Annotated in this window: 15 protein-coding genes and 1 pseudogene; 13 read left to right on the forward strand and 3 right to left on the reverse strand. The window is 72.6% G+C overall.

Features of this window, described 5'->3' with window-relative positions; genetic code table 11:
• Window positions 1–184 precede the first annotated feature (184 nt).
• From MTF65_RS19370 to MTF65_RS19400, 7 genes are all read left to right on the forward strand, one after another.
• On the forward strand, window positions 185–1,891 hold the full coding sequence (locus tag MTF65_RS19370; RefSeq protein WP_243629973.1) for a glycerol-3-phosphate dehydrogenase/oxidase: 1,707 nt from the start codon (window positions 185–187) through the stop codon (window positions 1,889–1,891).
• 182 nt (window positions 1,892–2,073) lie between these two features.
• Entirely contained in the window at window positions 2,074–4,653 is a 2,580-nt protein-coding gene (locus MTF65_RS19375) for a serine/threonine protein kinase (RefSeq protein WP_243629974.1), read from the forward strand.
• Between the two features lie 170 nt (window positions 4,654–4,823).
• A complete protein-coding gene (locus tag MTF65_RS19380; protein WP_243629975.1) occupies window positions 4,824–7,721 on the forward strand; it encodes a hypothetical protein in 2,898 nt (965 codons plus the stop codon).
• 126 nt (window positions 7,722–7,847) lie between these two features.
• A complete protein-coding gene (locus MTF65_RS19385) occupies window positions 7,848–9,515 on the forward strand; it encodes a serine/threonine-protein kinase (protein WP_243629976.1) in 1,668 nt (555 codons plus the stop codon).
• Between the two features lie 93 nt (window positions 9,516–9,608).
• Entirely contained in the window at window positions 9,609–11,240 is a 1,632-nt protein-coding gene (locus tag MTF65_RS19390; RefSeq protein ID WP_243629977.1) for a succinic semialdehyde dehydrogenase, read from the forward strand.
• Window positions 11,241–11,251: 11 nt separating this feature from the next.
• A complete protein-coding gene (locus MTF65_RS19395) occupies window positions 11,252–13,063 on the forward strand; it encodes a GMC oxidoreductase (protein ID WP_243629978.1) in 1,812 nt (603 codons plus the stop codon).
• 188 nt (window positions 13,064–13,251) lie between these two features.
• Window positions 13,252–14,904 (forward strand): hypothetical protein, encoded by a 1,653-nt coding sequence (locus tag MTF65_RS19400; protein WP_243629979.1) that lies wholly within the window; start codon window positions 13,252–13,254, stop codon window positions 14,902–14,904.
• A gap of 308 nt (window positions 14,905–15,212) precedes the next feature.
• On the opposite strand, the gene MTF65_RS19405 is transcribed toward MTF65_RS19400, so the two are convergent.
• A complete protein-coding gene (locus MTF65_RS19405; RefSeq protein ID WP_243629980.1) occupies window positions 15,213–15,473 on the reverse strand; it encodes a chorismate mutase in 261 nt (86 codons plus the stop codon).
• Window positions 15,474–16,365: 892 nt separating this feature from the next.
• Here MTF65_RS19405 and MTF65_RS19415 point away from each other — a divergent pair.
• From MTF65_RS19415 to MTF65_RS19440, 6 genes and pseudogenes are all read left to right on the forward strand, one after another.
• Complete coding sequence (locus MTF65_RS19415; protein WP_243629982.1) at window positions 16,366–17,610, forward strand: transposase; 1,245 nt, start codon at window positions 16,366–16,368, stop codon at window positions 17,608–17,610.
• 19 nt (window positions 17,611–17,629) lie between these two features.
• A pseudogene (locus MTF65_RS19420) lies at window positions 17,630–17,935 on the forward strand (Scr1 family TA system antitoxin-like transcriptional regulator); the annotation flags it as partial.
• 117 nt (window positions 17,936–18,052) lie between these two features.
• Window positions 18,053–19,645, forward strand: coding sequence for a glutamine-hydrolyzing GMP synthase (gene guaA / locus MTF65_RS19425; RefSeq protein WP_243629983.1), 1,593 nt, complete (start codon window positions 18,053–18,055; stop codon window positions 19,643–19,645).
• Between the two features lie 148 nt (window positions 19,646–19,793).
• A complete protein-coding gene (locus tag MTF65_RS19430; protein ID WP_243629984.1) occupies window positions 19,794–20,561 on the forward strand; it encodes a class II aldolase/adducin family protein in 768 nt (255 codons plus the stop codon).
• A 138-nt stretch (window positions 20,562–20,699) separates the two neighbouring features.
• Entirely contained in the window at window positions 20,700–21,956 is a 1,257-nt protein-coding gene (locus MTF65_RS19435) for a hypothetical protein (RefSeq protein ID WP_243629985.1), read from the forward strand.
• A 19-nt stretch (window positions 21,957–21,975) separates the two neighbouring features.
• Window positions 21,976–22,482, forward strand: coding sequence for a TQO small subunit DoxD (locus MTF65_RS19440; protein WP_243629986.1), 507 nt, complete (start codon window positions 21,976–21,978; stop codon window positions 22,480–22,482).
• Here MTF65_RS19440 and MTF65_RS19445 read toward each other — a convergent pair.
• Window positions 22,428–22,652, reverse strand: a complete 225-nt coding sequence (locus MTF65_RS19445; RefSeq protein WP_243629987.1) for a hypothetical protein — start codon at window positions 22,650–22,652, stop codon at window positions 22,428–22,430. The two genes, MTF65_RS19440 and MTF65_RS19445, sit on opposite strands and share 55 nt — an antisense overlap.
• Complete coding sequence (locus MTF65_RS19450) at window positions 22,639–23,955, reverse strand: PspC domain-containing protein (RefSeq protein WP_243629988.1); 1,317 nt, start codon at window positions 23,953–23,955, stop codon at window positions 22,639–22,641. Before MTF65_RS19450 ends, MTF65_RS19445 begins: the two co-directional genes overlap by 14 nt.
• Window positions 23,956–24,007 lie beyond the last annotated feature (52 nt).

Consider the following 24,007-nt stretch of genomic DNA (forward strand, 5'->3'; position numbering starts at 1 on the left):
TGGCGCTATGTCAGACTAGGCATATATATGACAGAAATGTCGCATTGCGGGGCGGTGGCCACCGTTGTGTTGTCCACAGGCGGTGGCCGATGTCGGTGCGGCAGGTCAGAATCGTGAACGGGGACGTGAGCGGGATCACTCGCACGACGCGGGGATTCCGCCCCCGCACCAACGGGAGGCAGTCGTGAGGACAGCGGCACTGGGACCGGTCCAGCGCGCCGAGGCGCTCGCCCTGATGGCCGAGCGGGAGCTGGACGTGCTGGTGGTGGGCGCGGGCGTGGTGGGCGCCGGCACCGCGCTGGACGCCGTCACCAGAGGGCTGTCCACCGGGCTGGTGGAGGCGCGCGACTGGGCCTCGGGCACCTCCAGCCGGTCCAGCAAGCTGATCCACGGCGGCCTGCGCTATCTGGAGATGCTCGACTTCGCCCTCGTACGGGAGGCCCTCAAGGAGCGCGGGCTGCTGCTGGGGCGGCTGGCCCCGCACCTGGTCAAGCCGGTGCCGTTCCTCTACCCGCTCCAGCACAAGGGGTGGGAGCGGTTCTACGCGGGCTCGGGCGTCGCCCTGTACGACGCCATGTCGGTGTCCAGCGGGCACGGCCGCGGCCTGCCGGTGCACCGCCACCTGTCGCGCAAGCGGGCCCTGCGGGTGGCGCCGGCGCTGCGCAAGGACGCGCTGGTGGGGGCCCTGCAGTACTACGACGCCCAGATGGACGACGCGCGGTACGTCACCACGCTAGTGCGGACGGCCTCGGCGTACGGGGCGCACTGCGCCAACCGGGCGAGAGTGGTCGGGTTCCTGCGCGAGGGCGAGCGGGTGGTCGGCGCGCGGGTGCGGGACGTGGAGGGCGGCGGAGAATACGAGATCCGCGCGAAGCAGGTCGTGAACGCGACCGGGGTGTGGACGGACGACACGCAGGCGCTGATCGGGGAGCGCGGGCAGTTCCACGTGCGGGCGTCGAAGGGGATCCACCTGGTCGTGCCGAAGGACCGGATCCACTCGTCCACGGGGCTGATCCTGCGGACGGAGAAGTCGGTGCTGTTCGTGATCCCGTGGGGGCGGCACTGGATCGTGGGGACCACGGACACGGACTGGGACCTGGACAAGACGCATCCGGCGGCGTCGAGCGCGGACATCGACTACCTGCTGGAGCACGTGAACTCGGTACTGGCGGTGCCCCTCACGCGGGACGACGTGCAGGGGGTGTACGCGGGCCTGCGGCCGCTGCTGGCCGGGGAGTCGGACGCGACGAGCAAGCTCTCCCGGGAGCACACCGTGGCGCACCCGGTGCCGGGGCTGGTGGTCGTCGCGGGCGGCAAGTACACGACGTACCGGGTGATGGCGAAGGACGCGGTGGACGAGGCGGTGCACGGGCTGGACCAGCGGGTGGCGGAGTGCGTGACGGAGGACGTGCCGCTGGTGGGGGCGGAGGGGTACCGGGCCCTGTGGAACGGGCGGGCGCGGATCGCCGCGCGGACGGGGCTTCATGTGGCGCGGGTGGAGCACCTGTTGAACCGGTACGGGTCGCTGACGGAGGAACTGCTGGACCTGATCGCGGCCGACCCCGGGCTGGCGGAGCCGTTGGGCGGGGCGGAGGACTATCTGCGGGCGGAGGTCGTGTACGCGGCGTCGCACGAGGGCGCGCGACACCTCGACGACGTGCTGACGCGGCGGACGCGGATCTCGATCGAGACGTTCGACCGGGGGACGCGGTCGGCGCGGGAGTGCGCGGAGTTGATGGCTCCGGTTCTGGGGTGGGACAAGCAGCAGATCGAGAAGGAAGTGGAGCACTACGAGAAGCGGGTGCAGGCGGAGCGGGAATCGCAGCGCCAGCCGGACGACCAGACGGCGGACGCGGCGCGGTTGGGGGCGCCCGACATCGTTCCGTTGTAACTCCGGAATGTGGAAGGGGGAACCGCGGACCCGGGGCGCCCGTCCGTTGCGGAGTGAGGAACAATGAGGGTTCTGCCGGGGCGGGTTCTGCCGGTTCTGCCGGGGCGGGTCACCTGACACCCCGGCCGCTGCCGGGGCTGCCGGGGCAGCCGGAGCAGGCGGCACGATCGCAGGGGGGACGCATGTCGAAGCCGGAGCACACCGAGTCGCCGGAGCCGTCTGTCGGGGCCGGTACGCCTTCGGCCGAGCCGCGCCCGGCCACCGACCCCGCCCGTGGTGGCGCCGCCGGGGACGTGAAGCCGGCGCCTGCGGCGGGGCCGCGCAAGTCCGCGGCGGACGCGGGTGACGAGCCGGCGGGCGCGAAGCCCTCGCCTGCGGCGGCCGGGTCCGCCGGCGGTGTTGCGGGCGGAGCCCGTAGCGGTGCGTCCGGGGGCGCGGAACCCGCTTCCGCGCCGGGGCCGCGCAAGCCGGCGACCGCCGGTCCGGACCCGGCCGGCACGCCTGCGGCGGGCGCGGCCGGGGGTGGCGCGGCCGGGGGCGTGAAGCCCGCTTCTGGGTCTGGGTCTGGGTCTGGGGCTTCGGCGAAGCCGGGGTCGGGCAAGGGCGCGCCCGTTGGTGACGAGCCGGTGGACGCGAAGTCCGCGCCCGCGGCGGGCCAGGCCCGCAGTGGTGCGGCCGGGGACGCGAAGCCCGCGCCCGGGGCGGGGCCGCGTAAGGCCGTGGAGGATGCGAAGCCGGTGGCAGGGGGCAAGGGGAATCCCGTTGCCGAGAAGGCCGATGCCGTGGCCGCCGAGGTCAAGGCGAGGGCCGAGGCGGCGAAGGCGGCCGGGAACGGGCAGGACAAGGGGCGGCTGCTCGCGGGCCGGTACCGGCTCGGGGCGGTGCTCGGCAAGGGCGGCATGGGCACCGTGTGGCGCGCCGAGGACGAGACCCTCGGCCGGACGGTCGCCGTCAAGGAACTCCGCTTCAGCACCGGCGTCGACGAGGACGAGAAGCGCCGGCTCATCACCCGTACCCTCCGCGAGGCCAAAGCCATCGCGCGGATCCGGAGCGGCGGTGCCGTCACCGTCTACGACGTGGTCGACGAGGACGGCCGCCCCTGGATCGTCATGGAGCTCATCGAGGGGCCCTCGCTCGCCGAGTTCGTGCGCGAGCGCGGCCCGCTGACGCCCCGCCGCGCCGCCGAGGTCGGGCTCGCGGTGCTCGACGTACTCCGCGCCGCGCACGGCCAGGGCATCCTGCACCGCGACGTGAAGCCCTCCAACGTGCTCATCGCCGGCAACGGCCGTGTCGTCCTCACCGACTTCGGCATCGCGCAGGTGGAGGGCGACCCCTCCGTCACGTCCACCGGCATGCTCGTCGGCGCGCCCTCGTACATCTCCCCCGAGCGCGCCCGCGGCCAGCGGCCCGGCCCGCCCGCCGACATGTGGTCGCTCGGCGGGCTGCTGTACGCCGCCGTCGAGGGCGTACCCCCGTACGACAAGGGGTCCGCGCTCGCCACCCTCACCGCGGTGATGACCGAACCGGTGGACCCGCCCAAGAACGCCGGTCCGCTGACCGACGTCATCTACGGCCTGCTCGCCAAGGACCCGGCCCGGCGCCTCGACGACGAGCGCGCCCGGGCGATGCTCAACGCCGTGATCAACGCCCCCGACGAGCCGGCCCCCGCGCCGGCCCCGGCCGCCGCCGACGAGACCCGGCAGATCTCGCTCGTCGAGGCCAAGCAGGCCGCCGAGATGGCCGCTGAGAAGGCCGCCGCCGAGAAGGCCGCCGAAAAGGCCGAGAAGGCCGAGAAGAAGGAGCGCGAACGCCGCGAGCGCGAGCAGCGCGAGCGGGCCCGGGCCGCGCTGAAGGCGGCCCGCAAGGCGGCGGCGGTCACCGCCGCCTCGGCGGCCGAGTCCCCGTCCCCCCGCCCCGCGCCGGTCGTGGCGCCGCTCACCGACGTCATGCGGCGCCGCACCATCGCGCTCGCGATAGCCGGCATGGTCGTCGCCCTGGCCGTGATCGGCTCGCTCGTCGTCTACGCGTTCAGCGGTGACGACGCGGAGGGCCGTAAGAACGAGGGCAAGGGCGGCCCGTCCACGAGCGCGTCCGGCAGCCCGTCGCCGAGCGGGTCCGGGAACGGCGCCGTGAAGGGCGGCGGCGCTGCGCAGGGCAGCGGGGAGCCCGGCCAGGGGCAGTCGCCCAGCGGCCAGCAGAGCAGTCAGGGGCAGGGCGAGAGCCAGGGGCAGAGTCAGGGACAGAGCCAGGGGCAGGGTGCGAGCCAGGGCCAGGGGGCCTCTCCGGGGACTCCCGGAGGCGCGCTTCCCGCCGGATACGCCATGGTGACGGACCCTCGGTTCCACTTCAGCATGGCGATGCCCGAGGGCTTCCACCAGACCGACACCGCCGGTGAGAACTCCGGCGCGATATACACCCGCGACGGCGGCTTCCCGCGCATCCAGGTCGACTTCAACGACAGTCCGCGCGCCGACGCCCGCGCCGCGTGGGCCGCGCTCGCCCCCGCCGTGGCGGGCAGCAGCAAGGGCTACCGGCTGATCAGGATCGACTCGGTGGACTACCGGGGCTATCCGACCGTCGCGGACTGGGAGTTCGAGCGGGACCAGAAGGGCATCCGGGTCCGGGTGCTCAACCGCGGCTTCAAGGTGGACTCGAAGCACGGCTACGCCATCATGATCAGCTGCGCCGCCGATCAGTGGGACGGCGCGGAGTGCACTCAGCTGCGCGCGACGGCCTTCGAGACCTTCCAGCCGCTGGGCTGACCCGGACCGCCCTCGCGGCACGGGCCTTTGGCGGCATGGGCCTTGGCGGCATGGGCCTTTGGCGGCATGGGCCTTTGTAAGGCCCGGGACGCGGGCGCCCCGCGCGACGTATCGTGTCAGAGGGGGCGTGGCCAAGGGGAGCCCGTCCCCGAGCGCTCGGGGGAGGCGATGTGGAGGACTACGCGGGCCGGATCCTCGCCGATCGCTACCGTCTGCCGCTGCCGCCGTCGGACGCGTACGAACTGGTCGAGACCCGGGCCTTCGACACGCGCAGCGGGCAGGAAGTCCTGGTACGGCAAGTGCCGTTGCCGGAGGTCGTGGACGCGGAGCTGCTGGACGGCTCGCGGACCCCGGCGGCCGGGCGGCGCCCGGCGGAGGAACTCCCGGCGGTGCGGCGGGCGATCGCGGCCGCGCAGGCGGCGGCGTCCGTTCCGGACCACCCCCGGCTGGACCAGGTCTTCGACGTGTTCGCGGAGGACGGGTCGCTGTGGATAGTGAGCGAACTGGTCCCCGCGAGGCCGCTGGCCGCGCTGGTCGCCGATGAACCGCTGAGCCCGTACCGGGCGGCGGAGGTGGCGGCCGATGTGCTGACCGCTCTGCGGGTGTTGCACGCGCACGGGTGGACGCACCGGAACATCACGGTGCGGACCGTGTTGATATGCGATGACGGCCGGGTCGTCCTGACGGGCCTGGCGGCGGGCGCCGCCGAGGAGGCCCTGTGCGGCTACGACCCCCTCCCGCCGGATGGCTCCGCCGGTGAGCTGACCTGGGACGCCCCGCCCACCCCGGAGGCCGCCCCCCCGCCCCCCGCCAGAACCCTCCCCCCGGCACCCCCCGGCGGCGTCGCCCCTGCCGTGCGCGTCCCGGGGCCGGCCGACGGCGGCTTCGCACCCGTGACGGGTGGTCCCGGGGTTGCCGGGGGCGGCTTCGAGCCGTCTACGGGTGTTCCCGGGGTGGGCGGCGGCTTTGATCCCGTTGCGGGTGGTCCGGGGGTTGCCGGGGGCGGCTTCGGGTCGTCTACGGGTGTTCCTGGGTCGGGCGGCGGCTTTGACCCCGTTACGAGCGTCGGTGGGGTGGGCGGCGGCTTTGATCCCGTTGCGGGTGTCGGTGGGGTGGCCGGTGGCGGTGTTGCCCCGGCCGGGGGTGGTCCCGGGGTGGCCGGGGGCGGCTCCGAGCCCCCTACGCGTGGTCCCGGGTCGGGCGGCGGTGGCTTGGGCCCCGGTGCGTTCGGGGGCGGGCGGGGCTTCGATCCGCTGGGCGGGGATACCGGTGGCGGCCGCGGTTCCGGGGCCGGGGGTTACGCTCCGCTTGTCGCGCCCGGGTACGACACCGGGCCTCGGTACTCCGACCACATCACCCCCGGGCGGGCGCCGGAGCAGCACGATCCGAAGGCCGCCGCGCGCGCCGGAGCCATTGCCGCCTACCGGGCCGGGGCGCAGGCCGCCGCCCGCAGGGAGGTCCGGCCCGAGGGGTCGAACCTGCCGGAGGGGTACTCGTACCCCTACGGCGGCCCGGACACCAACCCGACGGCCCCCGAGTCGCGGCCGATCCTCCCAGAACCCCGGCCCGCGCCGCAGGCCCCGGCCTTCGACCCCGTGCCCGCGCCGCAGGCTTCGGCTTCCGCCCCCGTATCCGCGCCGCAGGCTTCGGCCTTCGACCCCGCACCCGCGCCGCAGGCACCGGCACCCGACCCTGTACGCGCGCCGCAGGCACCGGCACCCGACCCCGTATCCGCGCCGCAGGCACCGGCCCCCGTGCGGCTTGCGCTTCCGCAGGGCTACCGCCCCGCCGATGCCGCCGAGGCTCCCCGGGTGGCGCCGCCGCCGGTCGGCGGCGGCTGGGGCGGCGGCGGGCCGCGTACCGGGCTGGATGCCGAGCGGGCGCGGCAGACGCGGATGGCCGTCGTCGGGGCCGTCACCGAGCGCTGGGCCCCCGAGCAGGCCCGCTCCGTACACGGGCCCTGGCAGATCGCCGCCCCCGTCGGGCCAGCCACCGACCTGTGGGCGCTCGGCGCGCTGCTGTACCGCGCCGTCCAGGGACACGCCCCGTACCCCGAGGACAGCGCCGCCGAGCTCGTAGAGATGGTGTGCTCCGAGCCCCCCGCCTTCGCCGAGGAGTGCGGGCCGCTGCGCCCCGTCGTGGAGTCGCTGCTGCGCCAGGACCCCACCGAGCGCCCCGACTTCGAGGAGCTGCGCGGCTGGCTCCGCTCCCTCGTACGGTCGGCCCCCGAGCCCGACGCCGGGCTCGGGCTCGGCATGCTCCCGATGGCCGAACCCGATCCCGCGAAGCTGCCCGTCGTACGCCGGCGCGGCGACCTCCACGGGCGGCACCGCAACGCCGCGGCCCCCCGCAACCGCAAGCCCCGCTCCCTCGGGCGGACGCTGCTCGTCGGCATCCTGGTGCTCCTCGCCGGAGCGGTGGCGTACGCGGTGCTCTTCATGCCCCGCTCGGGCGACGGCGGCGACGGCGACCGCGACGCGCGGGAGCCGCAGAACGCGGCCAAGCCCGTACCGCAGCAGTCCCGGACCCCGACGAAGCAGCCGCAATCCCAGCAACCGCAGCCCCAGCCGGAACAGAGCACCGGCGCGCCCCAGTCCAAGCCCGCCCCGCAGACCGCCCCGCCCGGCTACACGATCCAGCGCGACCCGGAGCACTTCGAGATCGCCACACCCAACGGCTGGGAGCGCCACGGCGTCAACGAGGCCGGCCAGGTGCGCTACACCGACGGCCCGTTCACCCTGACCGTCGTCCCGGGCCGGGACAGGGTACGGGGCAATCCGGATCCGGCGACGTACCAGAAGGACAAGGAGCCGGAGTTGAACGCGTACCGCAACTCCACGTGGACGACCAGCGGGGACATCAAATCCACCACCGTCGGCCAGCAGTTGCGCGTCACCGGCCGGTACACCTGGCACGACGCCAACGGCCGCAGCGTGTTCGCCCGCAACTTCGTCGTGGCGCTCGGCGACAGCTACCACGTCGTCATGGTCACGGGCCCGGAGGACGAGCAGGACAAGGTCACCGAGGTCTTCGAAAAAGCCACGGGGAGTTACAAGTCGGGTGGGTGAACGCCGCCTGACGGGCGGTCAAGTACGGCAATTGCGTCACAGTGCGGTCTCACCGGCCCCGCGTGGCTCCGGCTTCGCCCGCAGGCTCCGTAATCTGGCCGGAAGTGCAAAAGGCGGCGGGGATTCGTGGAACAGCAGACAGGCGGGGGTGCGGTGCTCGCGGGCCGGTACCGGCTCGTCGAGCCCATCGGCAGTGGCGGCATGGGCAAGGTGTGGCGCGCACATGACGAGCTGCTGCACAGGACCGTCGCCGTCAAGGAACTGACGGCGGGTCTGTACGTCGCCCAGGCCGATCGGGACGTCCTGCACGCCCGGACGCAGAAGGAGGCCCGGGCGGCTGCCCGGATCCAGCACCCCGCGGTGGTCACCGTCCACGACGTGCTGGAACACGACGACCGGCCGTGGATCGTCATGGAGTACATCGACGGCCCCTCCCTGGCGGAGGCGGCCAAGTCGGCGGGCCGGATCGAGCCCCGCGAGGCGGCCCGGATCGGGCTGCACGTGCTGGGCGCGCTGCGCGCCGCGCACGCGGTCGGCGTCCTGCACCGGGACGTGAAGCCGGGCAACGTGCTGCTCGCCAAGGACGGCCGGGTGCTGCTCACGGACTTCGGGATCGCCGCGATCGAGGGCGACTCCTCCATCACGCGCACCGGTGAGATCGTCGGCTCCATCGACTACCTGGCCCCCGAGCGGGTCACCGGCGGCGCGCCCGACCCGGCCTCCGACCTGTGGTCGCTCGGCGCCACCCTCTACACGGCCGTCGAGGCCCGCTCGCCCTTCCGCCGTACGTCGCCCATCTCCAGCCTCCAGGCCGTGGTGCACGACGAGCCGCCCGCCCCGCGCCAGTCCGGCGCCCTGGGGCCGGTCATCACCGCGCTGCTGCGCAAGGACCCGGCCCATCGCCCCTCGGCCGCCGAGGCCGAGCGGATGCTGCTGGAGGCGATGGAGGGCCGGGAGCCGAAGGCGGCGCAGGCGTACGTGCCCACGCGTGCGGTGACGTCGGAGGAACTCGCCCCGGCGCAGGAGTGGTCCGAGGGGCCGGCCGCGCCGGCGGAGACCGCCCGGGCGGCCTCGCTGCCGGCGCCCGCGGCGCCCGCGGCGCCTGCGGCCGCGCCCGCGTCTGCGCCCGCGTACGCTTCTGTGTCCGACCGGCCGGCGAAGGGCCGGCTCAAGCGCGCCGTGGGCATCGCCCTGGTGGCGGCGCTCATCGGCGGTGGAGGTGTCTTCGGGGTGCTCAAGCTCACCGGGGGCGACGGCGGCAAGGGCGGCGGGGCCGACCGGGACGCGAGCGCCCCCGACGCGAAGCCGGGCGACGACACGAAGCCCGCGGCGCAGGCCCCGCCCGGCTGGAACAAGGTCACCGACCCCACCGGCTTCACCCTCTTCGTCCCGGACGGCTGGAGGCGCCAGATGAACGGCGACCAGATCGACTACACCCCGGACAACGGGAAGCACTTCATCCGGATCGCCGCCGACTCGACCCCGGACTACGTGAACCCGTACACGCACCTGCTCGACCTGGAGAAGCAGGTGCAGAAGCGGACGGACTACAAGAAGCAGCTCCTGAACCAGAACACCTTCCGGGACAGCACCCGGGCCGCGCTCTGGGACTTCACGTGGACCGAGAAGCAGAACCACCCCGGTCCGCGCCGGGCCATCGAGCAGATGTACATCGCCCCGGACGGCACCGAGTACGCGATCTACATGGCGGCCCCCACCGCCGGCTGGAACACGACCCGGCAGCAGTTCGACATCGTGCTCAGCGGTTGGGAGCCCCCGGCCGGGAAGCCCTGATCCCGCCACTCTGCCAGCAATCACTGGCGGATATCGCAAAATCCGGTTACCGACGGGTACCCAAAGGCCTCCCGGCGGAATACGCTCACCGCCATGACGGACTCGCAGGCCCCCGCCGCCCCCCTCCGCGCCGCACCGCAGCCCACCAACCCGGTCGCCCCGGCCCCGGCCGGCGCCCGGACCGCCGCCGACGTGGTGACCGTCGGGCTGGTCGCCCGGCTGACCCGCGGAGTGATCGGTTCCGGCCGCACCGCCAACCACACCCCCTTCACCGGGGACAAGCTGGCGGATCTGCCCGAGGCCACCCCCGAGGACGTGGCCGCGGCCTTCGAGAAGGCCCGCGCCGCCCAGCCCGCCTGGGCCGCCGTCCCCGTACGCAAGCGTGCGGCGGTCCTGCTCCGCTTCCACGACCTGGTCCTGTCGCGCCAGGCCGAGGTGCTCGACCTCATCCAGCTGGAGACCGGCAAGGCCCGGCTGCACGCCCACGAAGAGGTCCAGGCGGTCGCCGTCGCCGCGCGCCACTACGGCCGCAAGGCCCCCTCGTACCTGCGTCCCAAGGGCCACGCGGGCGCCATGCCCACCCTCACCAAGGTCACCGAGCTGCGCCAGCCGCGCGGGGTCGTGGGTCAGATCGCCCCCTGGAACTACCCCCTCGAACTCTCCGTCGGCGACGCCCTGCCCGCCTTCGTCTCCGGCAACGCCGTCGTCATGAAGCCCGACACCGAGACCGCGCTCACCGCCCTGTGGGCCCGCGACCTGCTCATCGAGGCCGGACTGCCGGCCGAGGTCTTCCAGATCGTGCTCGGCGAGGGCCCGGTCGTCGGCCCCGAGGTGGTCCGGCACGCCGACTACGTGTCGTTCACCGGCTCCACGCGTACCGGCCGCGAGGTCGCGCAGGGCGCCGCCGCCCGCCTCGTCGGGGTGTCCCTCGAACTCGGCGGCAAGAACGCCATGCTCGTGCTGAGCGACGCCGACGTGGAGAAGGCCGCCGCGGGCGCCGTCCGTGCCTGTTTCTCCTCCGCCGGCCAGCTGTGCATCTCGATCGAGCGGCTCTACGTCCACGCCTCGGTCGCGGACGAGTTCGTCGCCCGCTTCGCCGCCCGGACGAAGGCCATGCGGCTCGGCAACTCCCTCGCGTACGGAGCCGACATGGGCTCCCTCGTCGGCGAGCGCCAGCTGGAGACCGTGCGGCGGCACGTGGACGAGGCCGTCGCCAAGGGCGCGACCCTCGTCGCGGGCGGCGTGGCCCGCCCCGACATCGGCCCCCTCTTCTACGAGCCCACCATCCTCGACGGCGTCGAGGCGCCGATGGCGGTGTGCGGCGAGGAGACCTTCGGCCCGGTCGTCTCGATCTACCGCTTCACCGACGAGGACGAGGTCATCGCGCAGGCCAACGGCACCGCGTACGGGCTCAACTCCAGCGTGTGGACCAAGGACGCCCGCCGCGGCCACGCCGTCGCCGCCCGCCTGCGCACCGGCACCGTCAACATCAACGAGGGCTACGCCCCCGCGTACGGCAGCGCCCAGGCGCCCATGGGCGGCATGAAGGACTCCGGCCTCGGCCGCCGGCACGGCTCCGAGGGCATCCTCAAGTACACCGAGGCCCAGACCGTCGCCCACCAGCGGCTGCTCCCGATGGCGCCCTCGCTGGGCATGGACGACGAGAAGTACGCGGCGTTCATGACCCGCAGCCTCCAGGTCATGAAGGCATTCCGATTCCGTTGAGGGGCAGCACCGTGTCTGAGTCTGAGTCTGAGTCGTACGACTACGACGTCATCGTCATCGGATCCGGCTTCGGAGGGTCGGTCTCGGCACTGCGGCTCACCGAGAAGGGCTACCGGGTCGGCGTCCTGGAGGCCGGGCGCCGCTTCACCCGCGAGAGCCTGCCGAGGAACAGCTGGGACCTGCGGAACTACCTGTGGGCCCCGGCACTCGGGCTGTACGGGATCCAGCGGATCCACCTGCTCGGCAATGTGATGGTGCTCGCCGGCGCCGGCGTGGGCGGCGGTTCCCTCAACTACGCCAACACCCTGTACGTGCCGCCCACCGCCTTCTTCGAGGACCGGCAGTGGGCGTCCATCACCGACTGGCGCGAGGAACTCGCCCCGTACTACGACCAGGCCAAGCGGATGCTCGGCGTACGCCTCAACCCGACGCTGACCCCCTCGGACGTCCACCTGAAGGCGGCCGCCGAGAAGATGGGCGTCGCCGACTCCTTCCACATGGCCCCGGTCGGCGTGTTCTTCGGAGACGGCCAGGACGCCGAAGGCCACGCGAAGGTCCGCCCCGGCGACGAGGCCGCCGACCCGTACTTCGGCGGCGCCGGCCCCGCCCGCAAGGCCTGTACCGAGTGCGGCGAGTGCATGACCGGCTGCCGCCACGGCGCGAAGAACACCCTGAACGAGAACTACCTGCACCTCGCCGAGCGCGCGGGCGCCGTCATCCACCCCATGACCACGGTCACCACCGTCGCCGAACACCCGGGCGGCGGCTACCGCGTCCGTACGGTCCCCACCGACGGCCGCCGCAAGGGCAAGGTGAGGGTGCTGCGTGCCCGCTACGTCGTGGTCGCGGCGGGCACGTACGGCACCCAGACCCTGCTGCACACGATGAAGGACTGCGGCGAGCTCCCGCACCTCTCCGACCGGCTCGGCGAACTGACCCGGACCAACTCGGAGGGTCTGGTCGGCGCGCAGACCGACGACCGCCGCTACCGGAGGCGGCACGGCGCGGGCCCCGGCAAGGAGCAGCGGGCCGACTTCACCCGGGGCGTGGCGATCACCTCGTCCGTGCACCCCAACGCCGACACCCACATCGAGCCCGTCCGCTACGGCAAGGGTTCCAACGCGATGGGGTTCATGACCATCCTCCAGGTGCCCTTCGCCAAGCACCGGGTCCGGGCCTGGCTGGCCCGGACCGCGACGCACCCGGTGCAGCTGCTGCGTTCGCTGTCCAACCGGCGCTGGTCGGAGCGGACCATCATCGGCCTGGTCATGCAGTCGCTGGACAACTCCCTGACGACGTACCGCAAGCCCGGCGGCCTCGGCAAGGGCCTGCTCACCGCCCGCCAGGGCCACGGCGCCCCCAACCCGGTGCAGATCGCGGAGGCCACCGAGGCCGCCATGCTGCTGGCCGAGGAGATCAACGGCTTCCCGGGCAGCAACATCGGCGAGCTGATGGGCACCCCGCTGACCGCGCACTTCCTCGGCGGCTGCCCGATCGGCGCCTCCCCGCGGGAGGGCGTCGTGGACCCGTACCACCGGCTCTACGGGTACCCGGGCATCTCGGTCGTCGACGGCTCGGCGGTCTCCGCGAACCTCGGGGTCAACCCGTCGCTGACGATCACGGCGCAGGCGGAGCGGGCCATGGCGTACTGGCCGAACAAGGGAGAGCGGGACGAGCGGCCCGCGCAGGGCGAGGCGTACGCCCGCCTCGCGGCGGTGGAACCGGTCAGTCCGGCGGTCCCGAAGGAGGCCTTCGGCGCGCTGCGGCTGCCGTTCCTGGCAGTCCCGGAACTTCCGCCGCGGAAACCGGAAGCGGAGCTCTGACCCCGATGTGCGCCTGATGTGACGGCGGCGAGTACCGCGCTCCCCCTCCGAGCGCGGTACTCGCCGCAGTACTGAAGTGACAGACGGTCAAGGCGGAAGGTTGTACCGGAATCCGGAGAGCGGGCCTGTGGTGTCCGTCACACGGTGACGTGCGCAACTGCGACGCGTGTTCGAGGGTCAAGGGGATCATGAGAAAGCGCATCTCCTTGCTTGCCGCGAGCGGCCTGGTGGCACTGGCCCTGGGCACCGCCCCCGCGCAGGCCGCGGACCCCGTCTTCACCCTGACCGGTCCGTCCGAGGTCGGCCTGCGTCCGCACCCCGGACAGAGCGGTGAGCCGCACAAGACCTCGCTCAAGTACCGGGTGGACGACGACTTCGGCGCGACGTTCAGCAGTGTGGGCACGCTCACGATCGACCTGAGCGGGCTCAAGGGCATCGCCGACATCTCACTCGGCGCGGGGCAGGATCGCGCCTGCGTGCTGAACGCCGCCCTCGTGACCTGCCGGTTGTGGGGGCAGCCGATGCCGGACGGGCACACCGTGGTGGCCCTGGACCTCACGGCCGCGAAGGACAGCAAGGCCGGCGCGATCGCGGACCTCACGATCACCGGCGCGGCCCCGGGCACCACCTTCAAGCCGGCCACCACCAAGGTCAAGGTCGGCGGCCCCGACCTGGTCGTGGAGAAGGCCGAGCTCAAGTCGAAGCAGAACCCGGGCGACACCCAGGGCCTGCCGATCGTCTTCGCCAACGCGGGCAAGGAATCCGCCAAGGGCGTGGCGCTGGAGATCAGCACCACGCACGGCATGGACCTGGTCGAGAAGTACGACAACTGCTCGTTCAGCCGGAAGCCGGATCCGGCACAGCCGTGGAACACCCGCTGGAGCACCACGGTGTGCGTCCTCGACGGGGAGTTCAAGCCGGGCGCGGTCTACGAGATCTCCAGCCCGCTGACCCTCAAGGCCGCCCCGCACGCCCTCGTCGACCGGCTTACCTACGGGGTGTACACGGCGGGCGAGCAGCCGAAGGCGGCGCAGAAGCTCACCCCGTCCGGCACCGGCCAGAAGCTGGCCTTCAAGGAGCGGGCCGCCAAGCCCGCCCTGCAGGCCCCGGCCACGGACTCCTGGAGCAACACCCAGGAGTTCGACTTCGACACGAAGAACACCGCCGACTTCGTGGTCGGCCCCGTGTCCCTCAAGGGCAAGGCCGGCGAGACGGTGAAGGCGGAGCTGGGCTTCCAGAACAAGGGCCCGGCGTGGGTCGCCAACGTACGTTCCGGTGAGATCGTCGCCGGCACGGAGATCGTCATGCCGCCGGGCGTGAAGATGGTCAAGGTCCCGTACGGATGCCAGCGGGTCGCGCCCAACGGCCTGGGCACCCCGCGCTTCGTCTGCGCCACCGGCAGCGTCGTGGGCGAGAAGGAGAAGGTCTCCTACGCGTTCGAGCTGAAGATCGAGAAGGTCGTGGCGGACGCCAAGGGTTCCGTCACGGTCGGCCAGTGGTCGCTGGACGGCGGCAAGCCTCACGGCTGGGACCCGGAGCACGCCAACAACAAGGCCGCCTTCGTGATCAACGCCAAGGACGGCGGCGTCACGCCGAGCCCGAGCGCCTCCACCGGCACCCCGAGCCCGAAGCCGAGCACCTCCACGAGCCCGTCCGCGTCCGCGTCCGCCAAGCCGAGCAGCACCGCCGGTACGGGCACGGGCACCGGCGCCAAGGCCAACGGCAACCTGGCCTCCACCGGCAGCTCCGCCGGCCCGCTCGCCATCGGCGCGGCCGTGCTGGTCGCCGCGGGCGGTCTGCTGTTCGTGGCGGTCCGCCGCCGCGGCACCGGGCGCGCGTAACGACGTAGCGAAGACGTAGCGAAGCGGTCCGCACACATGAGAACGGCCGGCCCGGGGCGTCCCCCGGGCCGGCCGTCCTTCATGGGCGACCGGGCGGCTGTCCCCTGCCGTCCGGTCGCGCGTTGGAGCGAGGTCCCACGACGCACGCCCTCACGGGCCGTACGCCTCACCGCTCCAGCGGAGCCACGCGTGGTGTCGTGCGACCCGCGCCTGGCTGGCGCGGACACACCGGCATCAACGAAGGGCCGCGAGCCCGGTCACGCTCCGGACGAGTGACGAACGACCGCTCGCAAGGACCGCCCCGTACGTCACACCCGGCCGCGGCACAGCTCCAGCAGCGTCATCGCGAGCGTGGTGCCGGGCTTTCCGAGAGCATCGCTCCAATGCGAGAGCACCTCCATCTCGCGCGACAGGTGCACCCGGCGGCCCCCGGAGGAGATCCGGGCCTCCTGGATGACCGTCGAGACGGCCATCCGCTCCTGGATCAGCCCGATGATCCGGTCGTCGATGGAGTCGATGCGCCCGCGGCAGTCGGCGATCAGCTGCTCGGGGGTGGTGGTGACGCTCATGGTTCTCTCCTGTGGGTGGGGCCCGAGAAGAGCGGAAACGCGGAGCGCCCCGGTCCTGTCGGACCGGGGCGCTCTGGGAAGTCAGCGGCTCAAGCGAGCATCACAAGGACCCATGGCGACCGGACCGGCCGGTGCCATAGGTAAAGAGGAAGCTCAGCTGCTTGCGCATGAAAGCGATTATGACCTTCGGCCCCCCTCCGGGCCAAGCCGGTTCGGATGGTGAGACGACTCAGTGGCGCGTGTGACGCGCGCGTGGTCGGTATACACGCGTCGGAACAGGTCGTGGCCGGTTCGCCCCGTGTGCCGCAGCGCCCAGTCCTGCGCCGCACCGTGCTCGCCTTGTGGCCCGGACTCGGCCCCGCAGCCATATGCCGTGCAGAAGGCCTCGTAGGTGATGCCGCCTTCGGGCGCGTGCCGGATGGTGTGTGCGACGTACCGGAACATCGCTCGTGGGTTCAGCATCGGCTGCGCCCACGATGGGCGACGATCTCCACATTGCAGTCCGACACGGCTGAATAGTCGCCCCGCCGGTGGGCCTCCGAGCGCTGGTTCGCCAGTGCCGCGCACACGTCACAGCCTGCGGCGGGTTTCGGAGCCGCGGAGGGCAGTGACAGATGCACAGGCGGGCTCATGGTGGTCTGGGATGCCATGAACAGCACGCAGGTTGCGCTTCAACGGCACAGGCAGCGGTGAAGGTGGCTGCCCCGCCGTGCATGAGGATCTGGACAGCGGAGAAATCGTCGTTCACCGGATCTCTCCCAGGATGCCCCGGGCTTCAGCCCGGGGAGGAATGGGTCCTTGGGGCGGAGCCGCGTAGCGGCGGAGTTCGTTGCGCGTCTGCTCTGACCTGCACTCTCTTTCGTTGTCAGTGGGGGCGGTTAGGTTGGGGAGCATGCCGACAGCAGCGATGGGCGATGGGGAAGCCGGGCATGCCCGGTACACCTTCCGGCTTCGCGTGTCGTCCACCGCGCTCACCCGGCTTGAGGCGGAGTGGGCGCGGTGCCGGTGGGTGTGGAACGAGTGCGTGGCGATGTCCCGCAAGGTCCACGCCCACAACAAGACGGCCGACGAGAAGGTGACGTGTGGTCCGTCGCAGCTCGACAAGATGCTGACGGGGGCCCGACGCTCGATGGCGTGGCTGCGTGAGGGCAGCAGCGTTCCGCAGCAGCAGATCATCCGTGACTTCGCCAAGTCCCGCGCGAAGGCGCTCAAGGACATCAAGGCCCGACTGCCGATGCGGCAGCGCGCCGGGATGCCGAAGTGCAAGAAGAAGCACGTAACGGACCCCACGCTCAACTACACGCAGCACGGCTTCCGGTTGAAGGACGGGCGTCTGCATCTGGCCGGGGGTATCAGCGCGACCGTGGTGTGGTCGCGGGATCTGCCCAACCCGCCGTCGTCGGTACGTGTGTACAGGGACAGCCTCGGGCACTGGTACGCCAGTTTCGTCGTCCCCACGACCACCGAGACACTGCCCTCCACGGGAGCGGTGATCGGCATCGACTGGGGCGTGAGGGAGATTGCGACCACCACGTCCGACGACCACGACCTGCCCCACGCCGAGTACGGCAGGAAAGCCGCCGGTCGCCTTGCGCACTACCAGCGGATGATGGCCCGACGCCGCGCACCCAAGGGCAAGGCCCAGTCGAAGGGCTACCGTCAAGCGCAGCAGCAGGCCGCGAAGGCGCACAAGAAGATCGCCCGGCAGCGCCAGGACACCGCCCGCAAGTGGGCCAAGAAGGTGGTCCGTGACCATGACGCCCTCGCCGTCGAGGACTTCAAGCCGAAGTTCCTCGCCAAGTCCACCATGGCCCGTAAAGCGGCAGACGCCGCGATCGGCGCCACGAAGACGGCCCTGATCCAGATGGGCCGCAAGCACGGTCGCGCCGTGCACCTTGTCCACCCCGCGCACACCACCATGGACTGCGCGCAGTGCGGAGCGAGAACCAAGCACGCACTCCCTCTCTCGGAACGAACCTACTCGTGCACCGCGTGCGGAGCCGTCTCCCCCAGGGACAAGAACTCCGCACACGTGATGCTCGTCCGGGCTGGTCTCAACCCGGCTGGTGCTGATCGTGTAAGAGCGTGTGGACCGCCAGTCCGCAGCCAACGTGAGCCAGGAATCCCCTCCCTTTAGGGAGGGGAGGATTCAAAGTCGGATCTGCCCACCGGTGGTGCTTGCCGCCCAGCTGGACCGCCTCCAGGGCGTGATCGGCCTCGACACCGTGGAACTGGGGATCGTCCCCCTCGACGCGGCCCTGAAGATCCCGCCGGGCCTCGGATTCTGGATCTACGACGACCGGCAGGTGGTCGTGGAAACCTGGCACGCGGAGCTCTGGCTGGACGACGTCGACAGTGTCGCCACGCACCTGCGGGTCTGGAAGTCGCTCCGCGCATCCGCCGTCTTCGGGGCGGACGCACAGCGCGTGATCGTCCGTGCACGCCGAGCTGTGGAGGCCTGATCCCGCGTGGCCGAGGCACTGGCGTGGCCCCGGACTCGGATGGTGAGACGAAGAGGGGTGCGGGTCCCCCGGTAGAATCGACAAAACAACCCCCTCTTCCGCCGGAAGGCCTGCCCCGTGCCAGAAGCCACCTCCGCCAGTCACGACAGCGCCCCGGACACGGTTCTCGTCGTCGACTTCGGCGCCCAGTACGCCCAGCTCATCGCCCGCCGCGTCCGCGAGGCACGGGTCTACAGCGAGATCGTGCCCAGCACCATGCCCGTGGCCGAGATGCTGGCCAAGAACCCCAAGGCGATCATCCTCTCCGGCGGCCCGTCCTCCGTGTACGAAGAGGGCGCCCCGCGCCTGGACGACGCCCGCGGCCTCTTCGAGGCCGGGGTACCCGTCTTCGGCATGTGCTACGGCTTCCAGCTGATGGCGACGACCCTCGGCGGCGCCGTCGACAACACCGGCGCCCGCGAGTACGGCCGGACCGCGCTGGCCGTCTCCAAGGCCGGCTCCACCCTCTTCGAGGGCACCCCCGATCAGCAGTCGGTGTGGATGTCCCACGGCGACGCCTGTTCCGCCGCCCCCGAGGGCTTCACCGTCACCGCGTCCACCGACGTCGTCCCGGTCGCGGCCTTCGAGAACGACGAGAAGAAGCTGTACGGCGTGCAGTACCACCCCGAGGTGATGCACTCCACGCACGGCCAGCTGGTGATGGAGCACTTCCTCTACCGGGGTGCGGGCCTCAAGCCCACCTGGACCACCGGCAACATCGTCGAGGAGCAGATCGCGGCCATCCGCGAGCAGGTCGGCGACAAGCGCGCCATCTGCGGCCTCTCCGGCGGTGTGGACTCGGCGGTCGCCGCGGCACTCGTGCAGAAGGCCATCGGCTCGCAGCTGACCTGCGTCTACGTCGACCACGGCCTGATGCGCAAGGACGAGACCGAGCAGGTCGAGAAGGACTTCGTCGCCGCCACCGGCGTGCAGCTGAAGGTCGTCGACGCGCAGGAGCGGTTCCTGACCGCGCTCGCCGGCGTCTCCGACCCGGAGACCAAGCGGAAGATCATCGGCCGCGAGTTCATCCGCGTCTTCGAGCAGGCCCAGCTGGAGATCCTCCAGGAGGACGGCCCCGCGGTCGCCTTCCTGGTGCAGGGCACCCTGTACCCGGACGTCGTCGAGTCCGGCGGCGGCACCGGCACCGCGAACATCAAGTCCCACCACAACGTGGGCGGCCTCCCCGACGACATCGAGTTCGAGCTCGTCGAGCCGCTGCGCCAGCTGTTCAAGGACGAGGTCCGGATGGTCGGCCAGGAGCTCGGCCTGCCGGACGAGATCGTCCACCGCCAGCCCTTCCCGGGCCCCGGCCTCGGCATCCGCATCGTCGGCGAGGTCACCAAGGAGCGCCTGGACCTGCTCCGCGAGGCCGACGCCATCGCCCGCCACGAGCTCACGGCGGCCGGCCTGGACCGCGAGATCTGGCAGTGCCCGGTCGTGCTCCTCGCCGACGTCCGCAGCGTCGGCGTGCAGGGCGACGGCCGTACCTACGGCCACCCGATCGTGCTGCGCCCCGTCTCGTCCGAGGACGCGATGACCGCCGACTGGACGCGCCTGCCGTACGAGGTGCTCGCGAAGATCTCCACCCGCATCACCAACGAGGTGGCGGACGTGAACCGCGTGGTCCTGGACTGCACGAGCAAGCCCCCGGGCACCATCGAGTGGGAGTAGTCCCCACCCGCGCGTGAAGCGAAGCCGCCGCTCCCTCCGGAGCGGCGGCTTCGCCGTTTCTATGGCCACCTGGCGGAGCCGCCGGTACCTTGCGCCGCGACCCGAGCCGTCGGAGTGGCGGAGTCGGAGTGGAGTCGAAGGAGGCCCCATGCCGGATCAGCCCGTACCTGTACCCGTACCCGTGGACCGGCTGGGCTTCGAGATGCCGCCCGTGCACGCGGACCCGGCCGACGAGCGCGAGTACCGCAAGCGGCGGCTCGCCGGGGCGCTGCGGCTGCTGGGCCGGCTCGGGTACGAGGACGGTGTGTCCGGGCACGTCAGCGCGCGGGACCCGGAGTTCGAGGACTGCTACTGGGTGAACCCCTTCGGGCGGGCCTTCGCCGGGCTGGCCCCCGGCGATCTGCTGCTGGTGGACGGGGACGGGCGGGTCCTCCAGGGCGACCGCCGGGTCAACGAGCTGGCCTTCGCCGTGCACGCCGCCGTCCACCGGGAGCGCCCCGAGGTCGTGGCCGTCGTCCGCACGCAGGCCCCGTACGGCCGCGCCCTCGCCAGTCTCGGCGAGCTGCTGGCCCCGATCACCCAGGAGGCCTGTGCCTTCTACGAGGACCACGCGCTGCTGGACGAGTTCGCGGGAGCCGAGGACGCGAGCCGGATCGGGCGCGCGCTGGGCCCGTACAAGGCGCTGATCCTGCGCAACCGCGGGCTGCTGACGGTCGGGGACTCGGTGGACGCGGCGGTCTGGTGGTTCATCGCGGCGGAGCGGGCGGCGCAGGTGCAGCTGATCGCGCGGGCGGCCGGGAAACCGGTGCTCATCGACCACCACAATGCCGTCGCCACGCGCGAGCGGTTCGGGTCCGATCTGGCCGCCTGGGTGAACTGCCAACCCCTGCTGGCAGCCCCTGCTCCACAACGGTGACACGCCGGTGACACGCCGGTGGCGTCAACATCATGAACGGTTAATCACCTGCTCTGACATCGTGCGCAATCCGGAGCACTGCCGCAGTGGTGCACAATTCGCTGGCATTGCACCGAAGTTCAGAGAGGCGGCACGCACGTGGCTGTCCAAGAGATGTCCCGAGGTACCCATACCGCGGCTTGCGCCTGCGACGAGTGCGCACGCGAGGGACACCGTCGCGCGGTCGCCGCGTTCCTGGAGAAGCGTGACGAGTTCGCCGCGGGCCAGGGACTGCCGGCCGCGGTGGCCCACTCCCTGGGCGCGTCCCGGCAGTGGGTCTCCGACGAGCTGACCCTGTCGGCCCGCACGGTCGCCGACCGGGGCCGGGAGGCCGGCAAATCCTGGCTGTACCTGTTCTCGCGGCGGGCCGTGCTCGCCGTGTGGATCGCCGCCGGGGTCCTGCTGGTGGTGCAGGTCGCCGCCGCACTCGGCACCGGCTGGTCCACCGCCCGCACCGCCGGGCTGCTGGCGGCGCTGGTGCTGGCCGGGCTGCTCACCGTCGCCGCCCGGGCGCAGACGCTGCGCGGCGGCCTGCTGGCCCCGCTGGTCGGCGAGGACAACCGGCTGTCCACCTCGAAGGCGGTGCCCACCGCCTGGCTCGTCCTGACGGCGTTCGCCGCGCTGCTGCCCGCCCTGCGGCTGGCCGCGTCCTCGCCCGGGCCCGAACGGCAGGCGCTGTACCAGGGTTTCGCGCTCGGGCGGGCGCTGCCGCTGCTGGCGGTCCTCGCGCTGACCTCGGCGGTGGCGGTGCTGGTGCGCCGGGTGGTCTCCGTACGGATCATGGGCCAGAAGCTGCAGAAGCTGCCCGCGGCCCGGCCGACCGGGGCGGACCTGCTGACGGACGACGCCGGGCGCGGGAGCTTCCCCGACGCGCAGTACGTGCTCGTCTCCACCGTCGTACTGGCCTACGCGGCGGTGTCGCTGGCCCGCTTCCCGGACCGGCTGCCGCAACTGCCGTGGGCGCTGGCGCTGCTCGTCGCGCTGTCGGCGGCGGTGTACCTGGCGGCCAAGTACGCGGAGGGCAGCCGTCCGCTGGTGCTGTCCGTGGTGCGCAGACGGGAGCCCGGGGATCTGGACGCGGCCGTCCGCCCCGGGGACGACATCGAGATCCGGGGGGTGGGGTTCGTGCCGCCCGGGGCGCAGACGCCGGAGATGCTGGCCCGGCTGGTGGTGCGGATCGGGGCGGTCCACGTGCACGTGCCGCTGGTCCCGGTGGCGGGCGGGTTCACCAATCCCTCGGACGCGGTGCTGACCGTACCGGTGCCGGCGGAAGTGGAACCGGGCCGCGTGGAGGTCCAGGTGGTCACCGCGGCGGGAGTGGAATCCAACCGCTGCACCATCGACGTGGCCGAGTGAACGGGGTACACATGTCCCCGTGACCCGAACTGACGTGACCCGAACTGACGTACCTTCCGGGCTGAGAGAACAAGCCCCCAGGTACGCGCTCCTGCCACTGCGGATCTTCCTCGGCCTGACGTTCGTCTACGCGGGGCTGGACAAGCTGACCGACGCCACGTTCTTGTCCGCCGACGGCGCCGGCTCCATCGGCGAGCTGATGCGCGGGGTGCGCGACACCGCCGCGTTCCCGGCCATGGTGGACCTGGCCCTCGACTCGCCCGTCGGCTGCGCCGTGGCGCTGGCCATCGGCGAGATCCTGGTGGGCCTCGGCACCCTGGCCGGCCTGCTGACCCGGATCGCGGCCACCGGCGGAGCGCTGATCTCGCTCAGCCTGTGGCTCACGGTCTCCTGGGCGGTCACCCCGTACTACTACGGCAACGACCTGATCTACCTGATGGCCTGGACCCCGCTGATCCTGGCCGGGGCGCGCTATCTCTCGCTGGACTCGCTGATCCGGTCGCGCCGGTCCCGGCGGACGGCGTAGGTGGTCATCCCCACCAGCCCGGCGAGCGTGAGCCCGCCCATCGCCATCGGCACCACGGCGAACCACGGCAGATCGGTCTCGCCGGCCGCGTCGAGCAGGTAGAGCACGCCCGCCGCGAGCAGGACCAGTCCCGCGATCAGCCGTCCCGGCTGGAACTCATGACGCCGCACGGGCCACCTCCACTTGTCCCACAGCCGCTTCGAGGCGCAGGTCGATCGTTCCGCCGGCCTCGGTGCCGGCGGCGGGCGCCAGGGTCACCTGCCGGTGTTCGCCGCCGTCGCGCAGGCGCAGGTCGTCGCTCCTGTCCCCTGGTAGCTGTACGTCGCCCAGGCGCCGGATGTCGATGTCGGCCTCGGCGGTGACCTCCCGGGGCACGACCACCTTGAGCCGGCCCGCGTCGATGGACACGGCGATCTTCAACGTGGTGCCCCTCGGCACGTCCAGGCGGCTCAGGTCCAGCGTCGCGAGCCCCGTGCCCGCCTCGTACACGGGCCGTACGTCGGCCACCGCCGCCGGGCGCCAGTCGACGTCCCGCCAGTCGGTGCCGATCTCACGGGGCAGCGCGGCCGCGCACGCCAGCAGCCCGGCGGTGGTCAGCGCCAGCAGGACGGTGCCGAAGCCGGTCCGGCCCTTGACCGAGCTGACCACCAGACCCAGGCCGAAGACGGCGAGCGCGGCGGCGAGACCCACCTGGAGGGCGTGCCCGAGCGTGCTGCCGTCCCAGACCGCGGCGGTGGCGATGCCCCCGGCCAGCACGGCCAGGACGAAGAGCCGGCCGCCGATGCCGCCCCGGGGAACGGCCGGGACGACCGGGGCGGCCACCCGCTGGGGGGCCGCCGGGGCGCCGGGGGAGGGCGCCGCCTCGTCGTCCGGGCCCCACAGGTACCCGACCGCGCCGACCGGACCGGTGGTGCCGTCCTTGACCAGCGGGTCCCGCCACCAGGACGGGCCGCCGGGGGTGGGCGGCGCCTGCGTCTCCGGCGGGGCCGGGCTGTGCGCGGGGCGCTGCGCCGCCGGGTCGGCCTCCGCCTCCGGCGCCTGGGCGCCGCGGCTGCGCTGCGACCAGTACGCGCCGCCGCCGACCGCCACGATGACCAGGGCGGAGAACACCCCGAGCCCGCCGCTGCCCAGCATCGACAGGAACAGCGCGCAGCCGATCAGGGCCGTGAACACAGCCGCCAGGGTGGTGCCCTCGACCCGGCCGGTGAGCAGCTTCTTCGCCTCGCTGTCCTCCTCGCCCTCCTGGGGGAGCAGCAGCCACGCGAAGCCGTAGAAGATCAGGCCGATGCCGCCGGTGAAGGCGAGGACGCCCAGCACGATCCGGAAGATCACCGGGTCTAGGTCGAAATACCGGCCGAGGCCGCCGCACACGCCCGCGAGGACTTTGTCGCGCTTGCCGCGGCGCAGGGGCGGTCGCCCGTCGGGTATCGAGGGGGCCCCGGAGTCCGGCGGGGCATCGTGCACTTCGGTCATGGGTCCATGGTGACGGGCCGCGCGGCGGTGCGGCACCGGGCCCGACCCTGGC

Source organism: Streptomyces sp. APSN-46.1 (assembly GCF_022815725.1).
Classification (GTDB): Bacteria; Actinomycetota; Actinomycetes; order Streptomycetales; family Streptomycetaceae; genus Streptomyces.